Source organism: Seonamhaeicola sp. ABD4_340 (assembly GCF_056312135.1).
In genome coordinates this window covers 2,598,895-2,621,524 of sequence record NZ_CM149981.1, presented here as the reverse complement: position 1 = coordinate 2,621,524, position 22,630 = coordinate 2,598,895, and the positions used below count along the sequence as shown (strand labels likewise).

Annotated in this window: 25 protein-coding genes and 1 pseudogene; all 26 read left to right on the top strand. The window is 31.4% G+C overall.

What is annotated here, in order from left to right; genetic code table 11:
• Positions 1-58 precede the first annotated feature (58 nt).
• The 26 genes and pseudogenes from ACYX4H_RS11280 to ACYX4H_RS11155 all read left to right on the top strand — a co-directional run bounded on the left by ACYX4H_RS11280 (position 59) and on the right by ACYX4H_RS11155 (position 22,465).
• On the top strand, positions 59-670 hold the full coding sequence (locus tag ACYX4H_RS11280) for a hypothetical protein (protein ID WP_476236356.1): 612 nt from the start codon (positions 59-61) through the stop codon (positions 668-670).
• A gap of 166 nt (positions 671-836) precedes the next feature.
• Positions 837-1,340 carry a hypothetical protein gene (locus ACYX4H_RS11275; RefSeq protein ID WP_476236354.1) on the top strand — a complete coding sequence of 168 codons (504 nt, stop codon included), beginning with the start codon at positions 837-839 and terminating at the stop codon, positions 1,338-1,340.
• Between the two features lie 144 nt (positions 1,341-1,484).
• A complete protein-coding gene (locus ACYX4H_RS11270; protein ID WP_476236353.1) occupies positions 1,485-2,012 on the top strand; it encodes a hypothetical protein in 528 nt (175 codons plus the stop codon).
• A 145-nt stretch (positions 2,013-2,157) separates the two neighbouring features.
• Positions 2,158-2,736, top strand: a complete 579-nt coding sequence (locus ACYX4H_RS11265; protein WP_476236352.1) for a hypothetical protein — start codon at positions 2,158-2,160, stop codon at positions 2,734-2,736.
• 164 nt (positions 2,737-2,900) lie between these two features.
• The gene (locus ACYX4H_RS11260) at positions 2,901-3,356 is read left to right on the top strand and encodes a hypothetical protein (RefSeq protein WP_476236351.1); all 456 of its coding nucleotides are present in this window, start codon (positions 2,901-2,903) and stop codon (positions 3,354-3,356) included.
• An 11-nt stretch (positions 3,357-3,367) separates the two neighbouring features.
• Positions 3,368-3,727 carry a hypothetical protein gene (locus ACYX4H_RS11255; protein WP_476236349.1) on the top strand — a complete coding sequence of 120 codons (360 nt, stop codon included), beginning with the start codon at positions 3,368-3,370 and terminating at the stop codon, positions 3,725-3,727.
• Positions 3,728-3,899: 172 nt separating this feature from the next.
• Positions 3,900-5,354, top strand: a complete 1,455-nt coding sequence (locus tag ACYX4H_RS11250; RefSeq protein WP_476236348.1) for a P-loop NTPase fold protein — start codon at positions 3,900-3,902, stop codon at positions 5,352-5,354.
• A gap of 239 nt (positions 5,355-5,593) precedes the next feature.
• Positions 5,594-6,916: an AAA family ATPase gene (locus tag ACYX4H_RS11245; RefSeq protein WP_476236347.1), complete on the top strand. Its 1,323-nt coding sequence runs from the start codon at positions 5,594-5,596 to the stop codon at positions 6,914-6,916.
• A complete protein-coding gene (locus ACYX4H_RS11240) occupies positions 6,900-7,532 on the top strand; it encodes an RloB domain-containing protein (RefSeq protein WP_476236346.1) in 633 nt (210 codons plus the stop codon). Before ACYX4H_RS11245 ends, ACYX4H_RS11240 begins: the two co-directional genes overlap by 17 nt.
• A 163-nt stretch (positions 7,533-7,695) precedes the next feature.
• Positions 7,696-8,277 (top strand): hypothetical protein, encoded by a 582-nt coding sequence (locus ACYX4H_RS11235; protein WP_476236345.1) that lies wholly within the window; start codon positions 7,696-7,698, stop codon positions 8,275-8,277.
• A gap of 651 nt (positions 8,278-8,928) precedes the next feature.
• Positions 8,929-9,591 carry a hypothetical protein gene (locus ACYX4H_RS11230; RefSeq protein WP_476236344.1) on the top strand — a complete coding sequence of 221 codons (663 nt, stop codon included), beginning with the start codon at positions 8,929-8,931 and terminating at the stop codon, positions 9,589-9,591.
• A 124-nt stretch (positions 9,592-9,715) separates the two neighbouring features.
• Positions 9,716-10,375, top strand: coding sequence for a hypothetical protein (locus ACYX4H_RS11225; protein WP_476236343.1), 660 nt, complete (start codon positions 9,716-9,718; stop codon positions 10,373-10,375).
• A gap of 181 nt (positions 10,376-10,556) precedes the next feature.
• On the top strand, positions 10,557-11,048 hold the full coding sequence (locus ACYX4H_RS11220; protein ID WP_476236341.1) for a GNAT family N-acetyltransferase: 492 nt from the start codon (positions 10,557-10,559) through the stop codon (positions 11,046-11,048).
• 168 nt (positions 11,049-11,216) lie between these two features.
• A complete protein-coding gene (locus ACYX4H_RS11215; protein ID WP_476236340.1) occupies positions 11,217-11,864 on the top strand; it encodes a hypothetical protein in 648 nt (215 codons plus the stop codon).
• Between the two features lie 149 nt (positions 11,865-12,013).
• Positions 12,014-12,736: a hypothetical protein gene (locus ACYX4H_RS11210; protein ID WP_476236339.1), complete on the top strand. Its 723-nt coding sequence runs from the start codon at positions 12,014-12,016 to the stop codon at positions 12,734-12,736.
• A 151-nt stretch (positions 12,737-12,887) separates the two neighbouring features.
• Positions 12,888-13,310 (top strand): hypothetical protein, encoded by a 423-nt coding sequence (locus ACYX4H_RS11205; RefSeq protein WP_476236338.1) that lies wholly within the window; start codon positions 12,888-12,890, stop codon positions 13,308-13,310.
• A 646-nt stretch (positions 13,311-13,956) separates the two neighbouring features.
• The gene (locus ACYX4H_RS11200; protein WP_476236337.1) at positions 13,957-14,148 is read left to right on the top strand and encodes a hypothetical protein; all 192 of its coding nucleotides are present in this window, start codon (positions 13,957-13,959) and stop codon (positions 14,146-14,148) included.
• A gap of 5 nt (positions 14,149-14,153) precedes the next feature.
• The gene (locus ACYX4H_RS11195) at positions 14,154-14,405 is read left to right on the top strand and encodes a hypothetical protein (RefSeq protein WP_476236336.1); all 252 of its coding nucleotides are present in this window, start codon (positions 14,154-14,156) and stop codon (positions 14,403-14,405) included.
• A 659-nt stretch (positions 14,406-15,064) separates the two neighbouring features.
• Entirely contained in the window at positions 15,065-15,622 is a 558-nt protein-coding gene (locus tag ACYX4H_RS11190) for a hypothetical protein (RefSeq protein WP_476236335.1), read from the top strand.
• A gap of 150 nt (positions 15,623-15,772) precedes the next feature.
• Positions 15,773-16,237: a hypothetical protein gene (locus ACYX4H_RS11185; protein WP_476236334.1), complete on the top strand. Its 465-nt coding sequence runs from the start codon at positions 15,773-15,775 to the stop codon at positions 16,235-16,237.
• A 769-nt stretch (positions 16,238-17,006) separates the two neighbouring features.
• The gene (locus ACYX4H_RS11180; RefSeq protein WP_476236333.1) at positions 17,007-17,345 is read left to right on the top strand and encodes a hypothetical protein; all 339 of its coding nucleotides are present in this window, start codon (positions 17,007-17,009) and stop codon (positions 17,343-17,345) included.
• 209 nt (positions 17,346-17,554) lie between these two features.
• Positions 17,555-18,013 carry a transposase gene (locus tag ACYX4H_RS11175; RefSeq protein ID WP_476236281.1) on the top strand — a complete coding sequence of 153 codons (459 nt, stop codon included), beginning with the start codon at positions 17,555-17,557 and terminating at the stop codon, positions 18,011-18,013.
• Positions 17,956-18,807 (top strand): annotated as a pseudogene (locus ACYX4H_RS11170) (IS3 family transposase); the annotation flags it as partial. The gene ACYX4H_RS11175 and the pseudogene ACYX4H_RS11170, both read left to right, overlap by 58 nt.
• 68 nt (positions 18,808-18,875) lie before the next feature.
• Positions 18,876-19,649, top strand: a complete 774-nt coding sequence (locus ACYX4H_RS11165; RefSeq protein WP_476236332.1) for an HNH endonuclease — start codon at positions 18,876-18,878, stop codon at positions 19,647-19,649.
• Between the two features lie 1,927 nt (positions 19,650-21,576).
• Positions 21,577-21,906 (top strand): hypothetical protein, encoded by a 330-nt coding sequence (locus ACYX4H_RS11160; protein ID WP_476236331.1) that lies wholly within the window; start codon positions 21,577-21,579, stop codon positions 21,904-21,906.
• A gap of 157 nt (positions 21,907-22,063) precedes the next feature.
• Positions 22,064-22,465 carry a hypothetical protein gene (locus tag ACYX4H_RS11155; protein ID WP_476236330.1) on the top strand — a complete coding sequence of 134 codons (402 nt, stop codon included), beginning with the start codon at positions 22,064-22,066 and terminating at the stop codon, positions 22,463-22,465.
• Positions 22,466-22,630 lie beyond the last annotated feature (165 nt).

Below are 22,630 nucleotides of genomic sequence, written 5' to 3'. Positions count from 1 at the left end.
ACATTATCTTTAATCCCGTAACTGACGGTTATACGAGACCGTTGCCAGTAATGCGAAAATGAACAAATCGATAACATTCATATTAATTATTTTGACTTTTGGTTGTGGAAATAAAAATCTACATCAGAATCGGATTTACATTCAAGACGAAAAACTTTATGGAGAACTTGAAAATGGAATTCCTGAAAATGACACTTTAATTGAACTGAAAAACAAAAAAGGAACTGTAATCGGAATTGGAAAAATGGCAGTTGCGGATAACAATGTAAGTGATTTGAAATTCAATTTGTGGAAAGAATTTGACTCGGACGGAATTTTATCGGCAGAAGGAAATTATAAAATAAGTTCTTTTATCGATTGTGGAATGGGCGGAGCATTTCGAGCTTTCTATTATTACCGAATTGGAAAATGGAAATACTTCAAGAAAAACGGAGATTTGGACTTTGTTCTCGATTTTGTTCCTAAAGAACATTTCGTAGATACAAGATGTGAAGGTGGAGATAAAATGATTTTCGGAATTGTAGAAACTATTCCACTAGAATATTGGGACAGAGTTAACGCAAATAAAATATATGAATTACAAAAAATTTCCTTTTCTAATTCATACGCAATTACAACTATGATTCCGCTAAATGGAAAAATATATTACGAAACAGAAAATGACTTGTAAGAAAAAAAGCACTACTGGCAACACCGTATAACCGCAATTACGGCGGATTCGACTACGTCCGAATCCACTCGGAATTGCTAACGCCAGTGCTTAACCGAAAATCATTAACTTTAATCCCGTAACTGACGGTTATACGAGACCGTTGTGTGTAATTTGAGAAAAACTAATGCAGAGAACAGATATCATAGATAAAACCCAACTTTTTGAACTGATTGAATACATTCTTTCGGACTCAAAAACCGAATTCTATGAATCTGATTCTGAAATGGAAAAAGAAATTATTCGGATAAACTCTACATCTGAATTTCAAAGCTATTTTGACAATGGAATCACGAATGGAAAAAAACATTTTGGGTTTGGAATTTATAACCCTGAATCAAAAGGCAAGTTCTTTACGACAAAAATAGAGCTTAATCCAAAATATTGTAACGGAAAAACTTTTCGATATAAAATAGATGGTTGGGCTATAATCTTTATTCAACTTGACTTGCGACAAGGAGAGAACGAAATCGAATGCAGAGTTTCTGTAAATTCAAAAAAACGAGCTGAGGGTTGGAAAAGTACATACCCTGAATTCGGGAACCCAGAATTATGGGATTGGAAAAATGTAGAAAGTAGAGTAAGAAAAATAATTAACCGATTAAAAAAAACTACACACAACAATGTATAACCGCAATTACGGCGGATTCGACTACGTCCGAATCCACTCGGAATTGCTAACGTCTGTGCTAAACCGAAAAATTTGCGTACTTTAACCCGTAACTGACGGTTATACGAGACCGTTGCCAACCATTTGAGAAAACCGTAATCTGAATTGAAATTTAAAGGAAAATATGCAAAAGACGTAGTTGGATTTACAGATTGTGAAATCCTAATCGAATATGGAAAACTGCAACGTGTGAAATTTAATTCACGACAGATTTTTAACACTTCTAATCCCAAAAACAAATCGGATTTTGATTTAGAAAAAATATCTTCTGACCCAATCGAGTTTGTTCCTGTAAAACATAATTACGTTCTGAATTACATCGGACAACATAACGAACCGAGAAAAATATATTTAAGTCTAAATCCATTTCAACTATTAAAATTTAAGTGGGGAACTAAAAAATATTTAATACAATCCCGAGAAATAAAACTTGGAATTTTAAAATATCTATTAATTGCTTTATTAGGTTTCATAGGTGGTGTTTTATTTCAAAAAAATAAAGTCGATAACCAAAAACCTAATGCACCAGAAAATAACGAAAGCCAAAAATCCTTTGAACAAACTAATGACCAAACAACTGATAAAAATTTAAAAACTGATTCCATAATTGATAATATTAAATCTGATAAATAAAAAACGGTTGGCAACATTGTATATAAAAAATTGCTATTTTGTGCTTAACCAATGGAAGTTGCTTTGTTTTCTAGCGTCTGATTTTCCTTCGGAAAATCCTCGCACTCAAACACGCAACATTTCATATACGTAACCGTTGTACATAATGAGAAAAAAACTCAATTACATATCTATTCTTTTTCTGATTTTAGTCAGTCTTTCTTGTAAATCCGAAACCCAAAAAACTGAACGGAATACGAAGTCTATACCTCAAAATAAAATAGTTTCTAAAAACTCTGACTTGAAGCAAAATGAACAAAAAAAAGATAAAAAGCCTTATGTTATTTCCGTTAATGTTAAAGCTTTTTTTCTAAACGACTTCAATCTCAGTAATCCCTTTAGTGAAAAGGTTTTGATGCAAACTCTTGGTAAACCAGATAAATTCGAAAAAAGTAACAAATACATAGATGAAACTGGCTTTCCTGATTACGATATTGAATATGGAAAAAATTATATTTTGGCAAGTTATGGTTTTGTTTCAGATGTAGATATAGAAGATTCCCTTATGAGTATAAATGGAATTAAAATCGGTGAAAGTAGACAAAAAATCGAAAAAACATTTAAGGTGAATACAGAAGGAAAAAATTATATACAATTAGTAAATGATTTAGAGGAATCAATATTTATTAAATTCGACAAAAATAACATTGTGGCGGAATTAAATTATGGCAAACTAATTTTATAAAAACACTATGTACAACAATGGCTATAAGTAATTGCTTGTTCTCGCCTACTTCTGAAAATCCTCGCGGATTTTCAGCTTGGTATGTACTTGCAAAGTTACGTGCTAAAACACGCAACTACTCATAGCCGAGACCGTTGGCAACAATTAAAACTTACTCGTAAGATATGAACGACCATTTAATAAAAAATCTCAGAATCTCTTTGCTTTGGAGCTTATTAGGAAACTTTATGATTGTTGGTTTCTTTATATACATAACTCTTGGAAAAATAGAATGGTACATTTGGTTATTATATTTAATTTATCCAACCTATTTAATGATTAAAGAGAAGAAAATTTTACTTGAAGTTCATGTTAACAGAGAAAGACTACTTCTCAAAAGTTATTCGATTTTTGGAGGTAGAAATGAATTGAATTTAAATATAGAAGAGATTATTGAATTAGATTTCTACAGAGGTTTTGTCGTGAAATACAAAAACTCTTTAGGAAAGAACACTGAGACATTTCATTTAAATGCGGAACCTTGGAACAACCTGTATGGACAAATAAAAAAACTAAAATTAGCTGTTCAGGATATGGAACAGCGGAAAATAAAGAATTTGAATTTAAAAACGTCTGATTAAAAAAACTGAGTATGTTTAAATGGTTTAAGAAAAAAGATAATTCAGAAAACGAAAACAGACCTGATTTTAGCAAAATCGATAGTAACAAAAAAGCAATTGATTTATTTAAAAAAGGTGAACTGACAGAACTACATTTAATGCCATTGGAATTTGGAGGAGAAGATAGTCCTGTAAATATTCTCTATGTTCCTGAATTTGCAAAAGTATTTAAACTACGATTTGACAAAATGATTGAGGAATTATTAATTGATGGGAAAAAATTGAGCTATTCAGCTGAACCCGAATATAAAGGAAAAAGCTTTATTCCTTCTAAACTAAAAATTAGTGTAACAGGAGATTCGGAATTTGTTGAAACCATAAATATCTGGTAAAAAATAAATAACTATTGCCAACACCGTGTAAAAATAATTGCTTGGTTCTAGCCTACTCGGAAAATCCTGCGGATTTTCCTCTGGTTCGTTCCATTTTTGCTAAGTTAGTTGCTTGACCACGCAACTATCCTTACACAAACCGTTGTGCCTAATTTAAAATCATCACGAAAAATTGAAAATTGACATTACATCCGAAATTGAAAGATTCAAAACTCACCTGAGTCTTCCTGATAATAATCAGATGATTTTTTCTGGAATATTTGGTATAGGAAAAACGTATTTTTTAAAAGAGTTTTTTGAGCAAAATTCTGAGGAATACGAACTTTTTTTACTCTCACCAATCAACTATTCAATATCAAATAATGATGACATTATTGATTATATAAAATATGACATTGCTTTCGAACTTCTTGGTAAAAATGTAGAATACGAAAAGACTGATTTTTCGAAATTGCTTACCTCTCAGTTTTATTTAAAAGACAATTTTTTAGATACAATGTCCCTTTTAGCTAAAAGTGGTGGAAAAATTGGAAAAGCTTTCAGTGATATTTATGAAAACTTAAAAAAAATCGTAAACAATATTAAAGAACATAACTCTGAATCTCAGATTGACGAAAAAAAGGAGTTAATCGATTTTTTAAAAGAACTGACTGCTAGAGACAATTCTATTTATGAAGAAAATAGAATTACTGAATTAATTTCAGGACTCATCGAAAAACTTAAAGAAAGTGAGAAAGAGATAGTTCTGGTAATAGATGATTTGGATAGACTTGACCCTGAACATATTTTTAGGATACTAAACGTTTTTGCTTGTCATTTTGATATTGGGAATTTTACGGAAAATAAATTCGGATTCCATAAAATAATCCTTGTTTGCGATATTGAAAACATTAGAAATTTATTCCATTCAAAATATGGTTCAAAAGTAGATTTCTCAGGTTATATTGATAAGTTTTATAGTAGAGAAATACATTACTTTGACAACAAAGAGATTGTAAGCAAATCTGTTGAAACAATACTAGCGTCAATTAAAATACAAGGTGCATACGACCACATAATAAACTTGGGTGCTAGAGATAGAACAACAACTGTAAATTTTAAAGAAATTTTAGAGGATTTAATCAACAATGACTTATTAAATCTTAGAACGCTATTAAAACTTTTTGACAAAGAGTACACGTTAAAATTCTTTGATTTCAAAATTGACGAAAATTACGGAAGAGCTTCCAGTTGGCATTTTCAAAAAATACTAGTTTTTGATTTCTTGATTTCATTTTATGGTTCAATAACTAGCTTAAAAACAGCATTAGAAAAACTCGCAGAAAGAAATCCATCAAAACTTGTTGATGAAAGGCAACTTAGAAGATATGGAAATTTGATAGCCTTGATAGATTACAAAAATCATAAAACCTCAGAAGGTGATTTTGAATATAATAATGTTGATTTAAATATTTCAATTAAATATTCCGCTATGAGATATGGAAATTGGAGAGACGAAACGACTGCTAATATTACGGAAGTTACATACTTAGATAAACCTGAAATTAAAAGATTAGACTTCCCTTTTGCACCGCTTTTAAAAATAGCTTTTGACGAATATTTAAATTTGACAAGAATAAAAAACTAGGCACAACAATGGCTATAAGTAATTGCTTGTTCTCGCCTACTTCTGAAAATCCTCGCGGATTTTCAGCTTGGTGTGTATTTGCAAAGTTAAGTGCTAAAGCACGCAACTACTCATAGCCGAGACCGTTGCCAACCATACAAAAGAACCGACCTGCAAATCAAGAAAATTACTTAAAAAATCAATATATATATCGTTTTTATACTTACTTTTGTAAATGATTTACAAATACGACTGGAAAAATGATAGTAAATTTTATAGTGCAGAATTTTCGCTCGATTAAGGATAAGATTCACTTATCTTTTGAAGCAACCAAATCAGATGATTTAGAAGAGTATTATGTCAACAATGTTGGTACAGATAGGAATATAAGATTATTAAAACTAGGATTAATATATGGCGCAAATGCTTCAGGGAAAACAACTGTACTTGAGGCTTTGGACTTTTTAAGAGATATAGTAATTGACCCTTTTGAAAAGAAAACGGAACTGTTTAAGTATAAACCTTTTTTGTTTGATGATAAAACAGTGGATGAAAATACTTTTTTTACCCTTGAATTCATACAGAATAATATTAAATATTTGTATGAAGTTGAATTGAATGTAAATGCAATTGTTAAAGAGAAAATGTATTTCTATAATCCAAATAAAGCTTTAGTCTACGAGCGGATTACAGATGAATCTAAACAGCTTGCAAAAATAAACTTTGGTAGTAAAATAAAAATAAACAAAGAACATAAGTCAATCCTTGAAGCAAACACTTTATGGAATAACAGTGTTTTGGGTGGATATTTAAAAACAAATTTTGAATCTAAAGAACTTCAAGAAACTACAGATTGGTTTGAGAGTAAACTCAAACCATTAATAAAGCCGAGAACAGATTTGTTTGCATATGTATCAAAAAGAATTGAAAATGAAGAAATAAACAAGGTTAATGTAATTAACTTATTAAAAAAGGCAGATTTCAATATCTCTGATATTATAATTAAAAAAGACACTAAAGAAGTTTCGTCTGAACTCATAGAGTTTATTTCAAAAACAGTTCCTATTTCTGACGAGATAATTTCAGAAATGAAAGAATCAGGTACAATAGAAGGTAGGGATATACAATTTCAACACACTTTTGATGATAATAAACCACATTTTCTTCCATACAAATCTGAATCTTCTGGTACACAGCGATATTATCAATTTAGTGGGCTTATTGATATAATGATTAGAAAAGAAAGTGTTTTTCCTATTGATGAATTAGAATCATCATTACATCCTGATTTATTTAAACATTTTCTATTAACATTTTTAGTAAATAGTAAAAACTCACAATTAATAGCTTCAACTCATCATCGAGAGTTATTAATGGAAAAAGATATTTTTAGAAATGATGTAATATGGTTTACTGAAAAAGAATCTGATGGAAGTACTGATTTGTTTTCTTTAATGGATTTCGATTCATCTGTAATTAGAAATACTAGCTCAGTTTATAATGCTTATAAAATTGGCAAGTTAGGTGCGGCTCCAAACTTAAATGATTACTATATTGATATTGTAGATGAAAAGGAATCATAAACAAAGAAAAGGAACTGGAAAAAAGGCTATCTCAATCGTAGTAGATGGAAAAACTGAGATTTGGTATCTTCAAATGATGAAGGAACACGAATTTTTAAGGTCTATCAGCATTAAGCCGGAACTGCCAAAGAAAAAGAAACTTGCAGAGTTGTTTGAGTATGTGATTGAAAATAGCAAAGATTATAGTCAAGTTATATGGGTAATAGATTTTGATACTATTCTTAAAGAAGAAAGAGAAAGGAAAGTTGGCTCAAAATCAAAAATAAATGAGTTGAAAGAATATCTAAGTACAATAGAGCCTATTGAAAACATTTCTGTTTTAGTAAATACTCCGTGCTTGGAGTATTGGTACCTACAGCACATAAAAGAGTCTGGTAAATACTATGAGAATTGTGATAAAGTATGCAACGAGTTTAAAAACACGATTCTTAAAGATTATGAGAAGACTGAACGGTATTATAAGCGAAAAAATTCTGATATATATCAAAAATTGAAACCATATAAGAACCTTGCAATACAAAATTCAAAAAAGCTTGGGGACTTCAATATTGATATTCCAAAGCAAGGAAAAGCAGAACTGTACAAGATATTTGATTTGTTAAACATCAGTTCGTGAAAAAGTACAGTTGGCAACACGCGGTCATAAAACATTGGGAGTTAAGTGGTTATTTAAACCTCAGTTCTCGCATCAAAGTTTATTGTATTTTGATAGTGAAGTAGCTCCGAATTTCCCAACGTTTCATACCGCCATCCGTTGCCAGTAATTTAAGAGACCACGAATGATTTACGGAATTTTGATAATAATTTTAATAATTGTACCAATTGGAATCGCATATTATTATGACTACAAAAAAGACCCAAAAGAATTTACTTTTTCAATTAAAACTTTAGGAAAAGGGATATTTAAAGGACTTGTGTATGTTGGTTTTCTAATAGGTTTAAACGCAATCTATGAATTAGTAATACCATTCAATAAAAATTACGGAATTGAATTTAATTCGGAACGAGAAAAACTCGGAATACCAAAAATTGGAAATACTTGGGAGAATAGAAAATATGATTCTGACCAATACAATGTTTCGTGGTGGAATGATGATAAATCTGAAAGACATTTTAAGAAAATAATCAAATACGGAATCCTAAATGCGAAATCAGAAAACGACTATTATAAAAACGAAAACAAAAAAGGAATTTATGTATGGTCGGAATATGATTTTACTAATCACAGGTTCGAATATTTTATTGAGAAGCCTAATGATAAAGTTGCTTCAGTTACAGAAAATGGAAAACTGAAATTGGAAAAACCAAGAATAGAACAGAAAATAAATAAATCGGAATTTGAAAAGTTTATATCCGAATAAAAACTACTGGCAACAATGTATAACCGCAATTACGGCGGATTCGACTACGTCCGAATCCACTCGGAATTGCTAACGTCAGTTTTAAGCCGAAAAACATTATCTTTAATCCCGTAACTGACGGTTATACGAGACCGTTAGTTTCAATGCTGGAGCAAGTTTGCGGTTAGAAAAATGCCTAGTGCTTAGATTCGATTTTTTTTTTTGAATTTTAAGATAGACAATTCCGAAAAAGATTGCTGCCGAGTTTCAAAATTTTGCAAATTAAAAACTCTAAAATTAAAGTGAATAACTGTGCGGATTTTGACAAACGTTGCGGAAACCCTAAAATTATGAATAAAATTTACAGTGGACTTCCACTCTGCTGAATAAACAAAAACTATATCGGATTTTGAGCTTTTTGTGGATTAAAAAAACCTTGCGGATTAACCAATCATAATCTGATAAAAAAAATAAATTGAGCGGATTTGGTTACCGACTGATTTTCAATCAAAAAAAAGCACTAAAACTAACATTGTATATAAAAAATTGCTAGTTTTACCTTAAACAAATGGAAGTTGCTCGTTTGCTTGCTTCCGATTTTCCTTCGGAAAATCGCCGCTCACAAACACGCAACTTTCCATATACGAACCGTTGGCAACAAGCTGAAAAAAAATGAGCTTTTGGAATAAAAATAGATTAAGCAATGAAACCAAACAGCAGTACTCTGAACTTCTGATTGAATTGGTTGAATTGAATGAAGATAAACAGTGGTTGGAATATTTTCATAATTTGAGACTTGGACACGACTTACCTGGTGGTGGAATGGGCTCACTAAATGACTGGAGTCCGAGCTATAAAGATGATATTGAATACGCTTGGTTCAATCTACTATATGGAATAACCCACAAACTGTTGACTGAAAAACTGGAATCGGAATTTATCAAAGATGACTATTCTATTAAACATAGAAATGAAGTAAACATTTTAAAATGTCCAAATTGTGAGCAAAAATTCCAACATCTAAGAATCTTCGAAAATCACATTGCAACATTCTATTATTTTAAGAATTTCTCAAAATTTTTGAAGCAAAATATGCTAAAAGACTTTACCAATCCTAATTTTTCGTATAAAAATCTTGTTGCGATACAATTAAGAGAAAATTTAAAATCTGAATATGAGAAAAACGATATAATCTTGTTTGACTTTATTAAGCATAAATATAATTGCTCAAAGTGTGACAAAAAGATGGAATTTCAACACATTGACTTTAAAATTGACGAAAAGGAAAATAAATTAGAACTGAAAAAAATAAAGCCAATTGCCAACAATGTATAACCGCAATTACGGCGGATTCGACTACGTCCGAATCCACTCGGAATTGCTAACGTCAGTGCTAAACCGAAAAATAATCGCTAATTTAACCCGTAACTGACGGTTATACGAGACCGTTACCACACATTTGAAAAAACTGCTCAACATATTTATTTTGACTTTAATTTTGACCTCTTGTCAGAATGAAAAGAAGCTGAATGGAACTTGGGTTTCTGCATATCAATATAAAGAGAATGACAGTCTAATGGAATCCACTACTGGAATTCCTTTTAATGAAGTTTTTACTTTTGAAAATGGCACTTTTAATTTAAAGCAATTTAAATATCAAGTTTATAACGACGAACGAACTGACAATTTCAAACTAAAAGGAAATAAGTTCGTTATAGCCGACAATGAATCCTATTTTTCAGATGTCATTGAACCATTGACAAACGACAGCATTGTAATTAACCGTTTGAATAGTAACTTAAATGGCGTTTATAAACGATTAGCTGATTCACTCAAAAATAAAACACCTGAATTCAAATTGACTGGAAAAAAGTTTATCCGCAATTACAGAAAATGGACTGATACAATTCATTTTGTCAATGACTCTGTTTATACAAGTAGTGGTTGGACAATGGGAAATTCTGATTTAATGTGGGAAAGGATAAATCAAAACGGATTTGACATCCTTTTCACGAATATTTATCCACCATTTGTGATTAAAAATAAAATTGGAAAAGATATTTTCGTTTCGACATTTGAATACGAAAAGGAAGATTATATCTTGACCGAAATTGAATAAAAAAACGTGTGGTAACAACGTGTATAGCTCATTGCGGCTGAATTCCTAATCGGAATTCATTGCAATTTGCTATCTTTCGGTCACGGCGGAAAATCATAGCTGATTTTCCGCAACGAGCCATACACCAAACCGTTGTGCGTCAGTTTAGAAAAAAAGAAAACCGAAAGAAACTAACTAAATAATGATTATTGAAAATGAAAAATTGCTTATTCGAGAATTAGCTGAAAATGATGTCAATGTAATTTTCGAGCTTTATTCTGACAAAGAAGCTATGAAATATAGAGGAAGTAGTCCTTTGGAAAATATTGATGAAGCAAAAGAAATGCTAAAAAAAGTTGCCGAAAACATTAACAATGGAACTGAGTTTAGGTACGCAATTCTTGAAAAAGTAACAAACAACTTAATTGGAACTTACTTGATAACGCCTATTAATAATACAGAATGTACAATTGGTTGCTCAATTGGAAAGAAATATTGGAGGACAGGTTATGGTTTTGAAGTTATGATGCTTATGACTGAATATTTACGAAGTAGAAATTACGAAAAATTAATTGGGTTTATTAAGAAAGCAAATATTCCATCAATTAAATTAGTAGAAAAAATGAATTTTGTGTTAATTGAACAAACCGAAAAACCAGAATTCTACAAATACGAAAAAGAAATTAATAATTGAAAGAAAAACCGAACGCACAACAATGGCTATAAGTAATTGCTTGTTCTCGCCTACTTCTGAAAATCCTCTCGGATTTTCAGTTTGGTGCATACTTGCAAAGTTAAGTGCTAACTCACGCAACTACTCATAGCCTAAACCGTTGTAAAACATTTAACCGAACCGACAAATATGGAAATAGACCACATATTTATATTTTCCAATAATGGAGGAAAAGAAGCTGACAAATTAGTTGAGTTTGGTTTGACTGAAGGAAGTAGTCGCATTCATCCAGGACAAGGAACAGTAAACCGAAAATTTTATTTTGAAAATTTTTTTCTTGAAATTCTATGGGTTATAGACGAAACTGAAATCCGAAGCGAATTGACTTCTAAAACAAAACTTTGGGAACGTTCACAATTTGATAAAAATGCCTTCTCGCCTTTTGGCTTGTGTTTAGTCAACTCAAATTTGACTGACAAGCTTTTTGAACAAAGCCAGATTTATCAGCCGAATTATTTTCCTAAAGGAATGTCAATTGACATAATTTCAAACGAAAAAAATCCAAATTTACCTTGGACTTTCAGACTGCCATATCGTACCGAAAAAAAAGTCCATAATGAACCAACAAAACACAATAATGGAATACGAAAACTAACTAATACCGAATTCGAATTACCGTTAAACAAGGACGAGAAAGTATTTAAGAACTATTTTCAGAGTTGTAAAAATATTCATTTTAAAAATGGACAACGAAATCATTTGACACTTGAATTTGACAATAAAAGTCAAAACAAAATAATGGAATTTAACGAACTGAATTTAACTATAAAGTACTAAATAAAAACGTTTTACAACATTGGCTATAATTCATTGTGGCGGATTTCCTAAACGGAAACCCTTACTTTTATAATAAGGTTAGATTTCAGGCGGAATGTTCACTGCGTGAAATTCCACAACGAAATCATAGCCCAACCGTTAGGCACAACATGAACCAACCTATGAGGAAATCGATATTATTTATTTTTCTTGTTCAATCTGTTTTCCTTTTTCAATGTAAAAAACCGATTGAAAAATTTTTCGATAAGACAATTAAAGTTGATACCCTAAATGTTCCATTAGATAAAAATCAATTTTACTTTCCAAAGGAAATGTTTCCTTATATAGATTCGATTCAATACATACAACAAAAAGATTCGAGCTATATAGCAAAAAGAATTTACTCAAAAGACAAATACGATGATTCAGTAATGGAATGGTATTCTGAATATTTATTCGGAATGAAAGAACCATTACTATTTAATCGAAAAATTGATAATGAAATATTTCGCTTTACTTGGTTAAGGTCTTTCCACGAACCTATTGTAATAAGAATTTCAGAAACGGAACAAAAGTATAATTTGAATTGGAAAACTCTCAAATTAGATGAAAATCATAAACCGATTGAAATAATAATTAACGAAAGCAAAAACATTACTAAAAAGGAATGGAAAAATTTCAATGAATTAGTTAAAAAAGCTGATTTTTGGAATATGGAATTAGGTCGATATTCAATGGGTACTGATGGTTCTGAATGGATTTTAGAAGGAGTGAATTCCGAAAATTATAGAGCTGTAAGTGTTTTTTATCCAGAAAAAGGCGATTTTTATAATGCTTGTGATTATTTGATTTCTTTAACGAATTTGAAAATATCGAAAAAGGATAAATATTAAAAATACCGTGCCTAACAACGTGTATAGCTCATTGCGGCTGAATTTCCTATCGGAAATTCATTCTTATTCGCTATATTCGTAATATGACGGAAAATCATAGCTGATTTTCCGCAACAAACTATACACGAACACGTTAGCACCAATTTGAAAAATGCAAAAACATCCAACAAACGCATATCAAGAAAAATTGACTTATAGCCCAGAAATGCTTTATTCGGAATGGAATAAAATGACAGAAAGATTTACTGACTTAATTAAAGGTGGATGGGCAAGTGAAAAAGTGTTGGATTTAATTGAATATATAAAAAATTCAAAGTACTCGTCTGAATTTTATCCAGGCTCTTCTTTAGGACGCTTATTGATAAGCAAACCTGAAAAAGGAAAACTGAATTATCAAAGGACTTTGAGCATTGAGACAAAAAAGAATGAAAAAGAAATTGTGCTTAAGTATTCAGACTGGGATACAATAAAAGACAAAAGTGAGAATCCAGTTTTATGGCGGACTGAATGCAAGCCTGAAAATCTGATTGAAAAGTTTGACGAATTTATAAGATGGAATAAAAACTGGTGCTAACAATGTATAAATTCAATTGCGGCTGAATTTCCTGCGGAAATTCATTGCAATTTTCTATCTTTCAGTCTCAATCGGAAAATCGTACCGATTTTCCGCAACTGAAATTTATACGCAAACGTTGGTTTCAATGCTGAAGCAAGTTTGCGGTTAGAAAAATGCCTGGTGCTTAGATTCGATTTTTTTTTTTGAATTTTAAGATAGACAATTCCGAAAAAGATTGCTGCCGAGTTTCAAAATTTTGCGGATTAAAAACTCTAAAATCGGAGTGAATAACTATGCGGATTTTGACAAACGTTGCGGAAACCCTAAAATTATGAATAAAATTTACTGTGGACTTCCACTCTGCGGAATAAAAAAATTAATCGGATTTTGAGCTTTTTACAGATTAAAAAACCTTGCGGATTAACCAATCAAAATCTGATAAAAAAATAAATTGTGCCGATTTGATTGCCGACTGATTTTCAATCAAAAAAAAGCACTAAAACCAACATTGTATATAAAAAATTGCTAGTTTTACCTAAAACAAATGGAAATTGCTCGTTTGCTTGCTTCCGATTTTCCTTCGGAAAATCGCCGCTCACAAACACGCAACTTTCCATATACGAACCGTTGCCATTCATTGCGGAACGCACTAAAATCGAAATTTATGCAAGAATTAAAATTACATTCTTTTGGACAAAATGACCATTTGGAATCTTTAAAAGAGAAATATAAATCATTAAGAAATAAAATTAAAGGAAATTTAGAATTGACTGAATCCGAAAAGAAAACGGAATTAGAAAACTTAACAAAATCCTTTGAAAAGGAAAAAAAAGAATCGAAAAGTAATCTATACTAATCGGAATGAATAAAGTAAAACTAATTTTGATTTTTTTACTGATATTTTCTTTAGAGTGTTATAGCCAACAAACAGGAAATACTGGAATAAAACAAACAGTTGTTAAAAACGGAATTGGAATTGGAAGCGTAATTGCTATTGTTGTTTCTTGGGACAGAAATAAATCAATTTTGTATGCAATTTTACACGGAATTTTCGGATGGCTTTATGTTATCTACTTCATAATAATTAGAGAAAGAGAGGAAAGAAATAATTAATCGGAATTGTATGAAAAAACAACGAAATGGCAACAATGTATAACCGCAATTACGGCGGATTCGACTACGTCCGAATCCACTCGGAATTGCTAACGTCAGTGCTAAACCGAAAAACTTCGTATATTTATCCGTAACTGACGGTTATACGAGACCGTTGGTTTCAATGCTGAAGCAAGTTTGCGGTTAGAAAAATACCTGGTGCTTAGATTCGAATTTTTTTTAGAATTTTAAGATAGATAATTCCGAAAAAGATTGCTGCCGAGTTTCAAAATTTTGCAGATTAAAAACTCTAAAATTGGAGTGAATAGCTGTGCGGATTTTGACAAACGTTGCGGAAACCTTAAAACTATGAATAAAATTGTTGTGGACTTCCACTTTGCTGAATAAACAAAAATTATATCGGGTTTTGAGCTTTTTGTGGATTAAAAAAACCTTGCGGATTAAACAATCAAAATCTGATAAAAAAAATAAATTGAGCCGATTTGATTGCCGACTGATTTTCAATCAAAAAAAAGCACTAAAACCAACATTGTATATAAAAAATTGCTAGTTTTACCTTAAACAAATGGAAGTTGCTCGTTTGCTTGCTTCCGATTTTCCTTCGGAAAATCGCCGCTCACAAACACGCAACTTTCCATATACGAACCGTTAGCGCACATATGAGAAAAACACTCTTGATATTATTTATTCTTGTTGCATACACTAGTTGCGGACAAGAAATCACAAGGAATCAATTGGAATCTGATTTTTTGGAATACAGCAATTTGATTACAAACTTTGAATATGACAAAGCTGTTGATTACATGCCGACTGAATTTTGGACTGTATATGAGAAAAATGAATTTCTGACTAAAATGAAACGGGTTGGAAAGCAAATAGACTCAATTTCAATTGACAATATTGAAATCATTAATATCAGTAAATCCATAAAATCAAATAATAAGGATTTTAGAATTATTACTTATTCATCGGATTTGGAATTTGACTCTTCAAATATTTCAGAAAGAGTACTTGAAAAGTACAAATCTAGATTTGGATGTGAAAAAGTAAAAATAGATACGATTAATAAACTGATTAAAATAAAAAACAATAGCCAAATGGTTTCAGTTTTCGATAGCGGATTAGAGCAATGGAAATATTTGGAGTATAACGGACAAATAATTTCAAAAATTTACGGAATTGAAACTTGGGCTGAATTAAATAAATACGTGCGCTAACAATGTGTAAAAATAATTGCTTGGTTCTAGCCTACTCGGAAAATCCTGCGGATTTTCCTCTGGTTCGTTCCATTTTTGTTAAGTTAGATGCTTAACCACGCAACTATCCTTACACGAACCGTTAGCAAACATTAAAACCAAACTTATCGGATGAAAACATTTTTGATTTTATTTTCATTTTTGCTTCTGACAAACAGAGATGTTATCCATAAAGATACACCTCTTCAAATTGACAAAAATGGAAATATAATTGGTTTACCGAATGAATATAGTCCTGCGAAATTTGACAAGGCTGAAAAAATACTACAAATTAGAAATAGAATAATTGTATTCCCTGAATGTATAACTGAATACTTTGAGGAAAATAAAAATGCAAAATTAAATTTATCTGCTTCTTGGTATCATTCAAAAGACATCATGCCATTTTATCTGAACTTTGAAATCTCTGATTATAGTACAGATTATTCTTATAGCATTTTGATTAATTTAGAAACACTAGAATTAATTAAGGTATATAAAGAGACGCGAAAAGGCATTTCTTTCATTAATGAGAAAATAGAATTGGACAAAAAATGTCTGAATCAATATAAAAACGGAATAAGAATTACATACTGAAAAGATGAAAATAAAACGTTTGCTAACAATGTATAAATTCAATTGCGGCTGAATTTCCTACGGAAATTCATTGCAATTTTCTATCTTTCAGTCTAAATCGGAAAATCGTAACCGATTTTCCGCAACTGAAATTTATACGCTAACGTTGGTTTCAATGCTGAAGCAAGTTTGCGGTTAGAAAAATGCCTGGTGCTTAGATTCGAAATTTTTTTTAGAATTTTAAGATAGATAATTCCGAAAAAGATTGCTGCCGAGTTTCAAAATTTTGCGGATTAAAAACTCTAAAATTGGAGTGAATAACTGTGCGGATTTTGACAAACGTTGCGGAAACCCTAAAATTATGAATAAAATTTACAGTGGACTTCTACTCTGCTGAATAAACAAAAACTATATCGGATTTTGAGCTTTTTGTGGATTAAAAAAACCTTGCGGATTAACACATCAAAATCTGATAAAAAAAATAAATTGAGCCGATTTGATTGCCGACTGATTTTCAATCAAAAAAAAGCACTAAAACCAACATTGTATATAAAAAATTGCTAGTTTTACCTAAAACAAATGGAAATTGCTCCTTTGCTTGCTTCCGATTTTCCTTCGGAAAATCGCCGCTCACAAACACGCAACTTTCCATATACGAACCGTTGTGCAACATAAAAACCGCTTCCACTACAAAATTCTAATGTTTAAAAATCTGACTCTAATTTTTCTATTATTTTGTTTATTTTCTTGTAAAAGGAGAGAATGCTCTTTACCGATAGTTGAAGTTAAAATGATTAATAAAGCGGAACATTCTTATGGTGGAAAAACCTCATTAATAATTACTGACAAAGAGAAAATTAGGAAAATTGAATCGTTATTGAAAAAACTAAAAACGGATATTTCCAATAGTACTTCTGCAAAAATGAATTTCGGATTTGTAGAAGTGTTGTGTTCGACAGCTGACTGTAAAAACGTCGAGTATTTTAACGTAGTTTTTACCGAGAGTTATGGAGATTTAGTTCACTATAATTCGGACAAGGATTATGATTACGAATATTTTAGAAATAATGAAATTGTTGATTATGTAAAAGCGGAAATGAAAATGTCGAAAAACAGAAAGAATAAATAAAATACGTTGCACAACATTGTATAAAAATAATGCTTAAGTTTAATCCTAAATCAAAAGTTTAGTGCGTATTTAGTCACTCTGATTTTCCTACGGAAAATCCTCGGACACAAGACCGCACTATTCTTATACGTAACCGTTAGGCAACATTTGACAAATGAACTTTCCTGAAATAGGTTGACTAAAATTTAAACCATTAATTATAGTCACTTATGAAAACACAAAATGAACACTGGCGAAAAAAAAGCTACCAAAAAGTAACTTTAGAGACTAAACTTTTAGTCGTTGACCAAATTCTTACAGGACATATCTCCAACAACCAGGCTTCTAAAAAATATGATGTCCCAAGAACAACTATTTCCTATTGGTTAAGAAAATACAGTACCTTAGTGCAACAAAATAATGGTATGAGTAAAAACGATGAAATTAAAAAGTTAAAGGAAAAGATCGAAGAACTGGAGTTTCAAAAAGACTTTCAACAAGACATAATCGCTGATATGGAACTGATTACAGGTGTCGATATGTCAAAAAAGTCATTACCCAAAACATTAGCAAAAGAGATAGAGTTAAAAAAGAAAAACCGTATAAAAGAAAATGGCTCTATGGATGTTTTGGGATATCTAAACAAGCCTTCTACAAAAGAATCAAAGCTCAACAAAAACAAGAAATAGACCAGCAAAAGCTTATTAAAATGGTCAAGGACTACCGTAAAAAAGTAGGATCTAAAACGGGGGGAATCAAACTCTATACGGAACTAAAACAGGATTTCATAAACGCTGATATTAAGATCGGTAGAGATAAATTCTATAGATTCCTTAGAATAAATAATCTTCTCGTTCCTAAAACTAAAAATTACATCACAACGACTAACTCAAACCATATGTACAAAAAATATAAGAACCTTGTAAAAGACCACGTCCCTACCCGACCAGAACAACTATGGGTAAGTGATATTACCTACATTAAAACTGAAAATGGACACAACTATCTTGCTTTAGTTACAGATGCCTATTCTAAGCAAATTATGGGATATAATCTCGATAACCATATGAGAACATCTCTTTGCACAAAAGCGCTCGATATGGCCATTAAAAACAGAAAATATCCTCATCTTAAAATCATTCATCATTCTGATAGAGGCTTCCAGTACTGCAATCCTAAATACACGCAGTTTGCAGAAGATAATAATATTACAATGAGTATGACAGAACAATATGATCCTTACGAAAATGCAGTTGCTGAACGTATTAACAGAACACTAAAACACGAATACGGTTTAAAACAAACTATTAAAAACACTGAATTAGCTCAGAAATTAACACAACAAGCAGTATATATCTATAATAACCTTAGAGCACATTTTAGCCTTAACTTAAGAAAACCTGCAGAAGTTCATCTTAATCCGAACATCGAATACAGATCTTATCGAAAAAATAATGTAAATTTACACCAACTCCACATCTAAATATTAAAATATAGCTATCAAAAAAAAGTCAACCTATTTCAGTATAATACAAAAACCGAGAATAATCAATGAATTGGATAATTTCAGCAAATTCTAAAATGTACGACCATTCAAGTTCTTTTGAACATTATGGTTCAATAGATTGGAGACAAGGAAATGCGAAATTTGAAGTTGGAGATACTGTTTACATTTATTGTACTCGACCTTTAATGATGATACAGTACAAATGTACAGTTGATAGAATTGACCTCAATTCTAACCAAATTAGAGACGATAAAGAATATTGGCTTGACGAAGAGGAATATTTTAAATCGTTAGATGGAAAATTTATGACTTTAAGACTTATCGAACAAGTTTCAAACAATCAAATGAAACTTGAGAATCTTAAAGAGAATGGATTAAAAGCTGCACCACAAGGTCCAGTAAAAATAAAAGATGAAAATCTGCTAAAACACATTGAAACTTATTTTACTGACAACTATCAAACTGACTTTTTTCCTGATACTGTGAATGAGGAAGAAACAGAATATGAAGGAGCGAAAAGAATAGTAATTGTCAATAAATATGAGAGAAGTTCAAAAGCGAGAGAAAATGCTGTCAATTTTCACGGACTGAATTGCAAAGTATGTGACTTGAATTTTAAAGAAATGTACGGAGAAATTGGAGTAGACTTTATTCACATTCACCATTTGGTTCCAATTCACGAAATCGGAAAAAATTATAAAATAGATTATAGAAACGATTTAATTCCAGTTTGTCCAAATTGCCATTCTATGCTTCATAGAAAATTAAATGGTAAAGAACCAACTATTGGGGAATTGAAAAAAATGATTAATAAATAAAAACGTTGCCTAACAATGGCTATAAGTAATTGCTTGTTCTCGCCTACTTCTGAAAATCCTCGCGGATTTTCAGTTTGGTGTGTACTTGCTAAATTACGTGCTAAACCACGCAACTACTCATAGCCGAGACCGTTAGTTTCAATGCTGAAGCAAGTTTGCGGTTAGAAAAATGCCTGGTGCTTAGATTCGAATTTTTTTTTGAATTTTAAGATAGACAATTCCGAAAAAGATTGCTGCCGAGTTTCAAAATTTTGCAGATTAAAAACTCTAAAATTAGAGTGAATAACTGTGCGGATTTTGACAAACGTTGCGGAAACCCTAAAATTGTGAATAAAATTTACTGTGGACTTCCACTCTGTTGAATAAACAAAAATTATATCGGATTTTGAGCTTTTTGTGGATTAAAAAAACCTTGCGGATTAACCAATCATAATCTGATAAAAAAAATAAATTGAGCGGATTTGGTTGCCGACTGATTTTCAATCAAAAAAAAGCACTAAAACTAACATTGTATATAAAAAATTGCTAGTTTTACCTTAAACAAATGGAAGTTGCTCGTTTGCTTGCTTCCGATTTTCCTTCGGAAAATCGCCGCTCACAAACATGCAACTTTCCATATACGAACCGTTGCTTTCAATAGCGGCCGACGCTCACTCGAACTCTTTAAAAAAATCCGATTTACAAAATGCCGGTTAAAACTTGATCACTCAACTGCGACCGACTTTCAGCAAAACGCTGAAAAAAAACTACAATCGATATTCACTCGGATTCTTTAAAACTTAAAACTTTGCGCGAAAAACTACTGTTACGGATTTAAAAAAAAATTAAATCTGAAAGCTAAAAATTAACACTTTGGATAAAAAATGTAGCCGACCAATAAATTGCCGACTAAATAAACGCTGCGGATAAAATAACAGACACGCAAACTGCCTCTGCTTACTCTTGTGGGCCGCTACTAAAAACAACATTGGCTAAAAATCATTGCGACTGAATTTTCTTCCGAAAATTCATTTCTTTTTACTAAATTCGTTCTACGGCGGAATAATCCTGCGGATTTTTCCGCAACGAATTTCTAGCCGTTAACCGTTGCTTTCAATAGCGGCCGACGCTCACTCGAACTCTTTAAAAAAAATCCGATTCTCAAAATGCCGGTTAAAATTTGATCACTCAACTGCGACCGACTTTCAGCAAAACGCTGAAAAAAACTGCAACCGATAATCACTCGGATTCTTTAAAACTTCAAACTTTGCGCGAAAAACTACTGTTGCGGATTTTAAAAAAAATTAAATCTGAAAGCTAAAAATAACACTTTGGATAAAAAATTTAACCGACAATAAATTGCCGACTAAATAAACGCTGCGGATAAAATAACAGACACGCAAGCTGCCTCTGCTTACTCTTGTGGGCCGCTACTAAAAACAACATTGGCTAAAAATCATTGCGACTGAATTTTCTTCCGAAAATTCATTTCTTTTTACTAAATTCGTTCTATGGCGGAATAATCCTGCGGATTTTTCCGCAACGAATTTCTAGCCGTTAACCGTTGTAGCCAATTTGAGGAAATGAAGAACTTTCGACTAACTTTAATTACTGAAAACCAGAAATCACTTGATAAAGGGAAAAAGTTTGCGGAATTGATATGCGAAACTCTGAATTGTAAAAACGGATTTGAAATCTCAAAATATGAGAAACTAAAGAACTCTTATCGAATTGAAATAATTGGAAAAATATCAGACCAAAATAATTCCATTTCGGAATCAATTGAATTGACTGACAGAATTTGTTCACCTTGGATTGTGAATTTTGACCGAATACAAAACGAAGTTCAGTTAATATTTAATAAGGTAGATTTATCAAATTTTAAGAGAAATGAATTTAACGTCCTGAATTGGGCTGAACTAGAAATCGAAGATTTAAAAAATAACCAATGGAATTAAAAAAATTTATCAAAAAAACCTTGACTGATATTATTGAAGGAGTAAGCGAAGCTCAAAGTGAAATAGAAAATGGGACTATTGTTCCTAAATTAAATGAAACTGTATCAGTTGTAGAAACTGGAATTTCACGATTTCAGAAAATTGAGTTTGAAGTTTCAGTAAATGTAATTGAAAAAGAAGGAAGTGAAGCGAAATTAAGTGTAGTAGCTGCTATTGTTGGAGGTAATATAAAAGGTGACAGTTCAAATACTTCAGGTCATTCTGCGAAATTAAATTTTGGAATACCTGTTAAGTTTAAAACAATGGATGACGATGAATAAAAACTGGCTACAACAATGTATAAAATTAATTGCTTGGTTCTAGCCTACTTACGAAAATCCTCGCGGATTTTCTATTCGGTTTTTATTTGCTAAATTAGTTGCTTAAACCACGCAACTAATCTTATACGAGACCGTTGGCAATAATTAGAAAAACCCAATGAGAAAGATAATACTAATCCTATTTTTGACCTATCTCAATCAATCTTTTGCGTGTGAATGCAAAACTTACGCAATAACAAACGAAAAAAGTGAATCGGAACTGAAATTAGAAGACAGTTTTGAAAGTTCGACTGTAATTTTTTACGGGAATTATATTGGAGACGGAAAGTTTGAACCAATAAAATTATATCGCGGAAAAGAAATACTATCGAATCTGAAACTGATTGAGGAAAAAGAAGAAAAATATCTTTGCGACTATTATTTCGAAAAAAATAAAAGGTATTTGGTTTTTGGAAAAATAGATGAGAATGGAAAATTTTGGACAAGCGTCTGCGTTTCGAATTCCCAAATTGACAAAAAATCGGAACTGAAATTCGTGAAGAAATATCTGAAAAAATAACTATTGCCAACAATGTATAACCGCAATTACGGCGGATTCGACTACGTCCGAATCCACTCGGAATTGCTAACGTCAGTGCTAAACCGAATATTAACGCATATAAACCCGTAACTGACGGTTATACGAGACCGTTACCTGCAAGTGTAAAGAACGGCACAGCAATAA